Source organism: Alkalibacterium sp. s-m-28, assembly GCF_054658175.1.
The window spans coordinates 1-470 of the sequence record NZ_BAAGIQ010000271.1; the positions used below are offsets into that span (position 1 = coordinate 1).

The window sequence follows — 470 nt, forward strand, 5'->3', positions numbered from 1 at the left end:
AGTGGTTCAACCATGAGTTTATTAAATCCAGACACAGGTGAAATAACCACTGTCTATCTGTTTGTAGGAGCTCTTCCTTATAGTCAATACACTTATGTGGAACCAACGCTTGATATGAAAAGTGATATCTGGCTACGTTGCCATATAAATATGTTCACCTATTTTGACGGTACCACAATTCGTTTAATATGCGACAATTTGTAATGTGAAGATTTACATTACAAATTTAATGTTAAGTTGAAAATAATGTGAAGTCCTCCGTGATATGAACTATTGAACGGTTTTCTGATAGATATTACTTTACATTAATGAGTCAATAGCAAATAATTGAGGTACATATTAGAGGAGGGATTTCCATGAGTATTTCAACCGACGGTTGTGAAGATGCAGATAAATTACTACAGAAGTTTGAAAAGTATATTAAGGATCATTACCCTAATCATCGCACGCAAAATTTTTATATTAAAATT

At 32.6% G+C, this 470-nt stretch carries 1 pseudogene; it reads left to right on the plus strand.

Going from position 1 to position 470, the window contains the following annotated elements:
• Positions 1-204: pseudogene (locus ACYQ4S_RS12290) on the plus strand (IS21 family transposase); the annotation flags it as partial.
• Between the last annotated feature and the right edge of the window lie 266 nt (positions 205-470).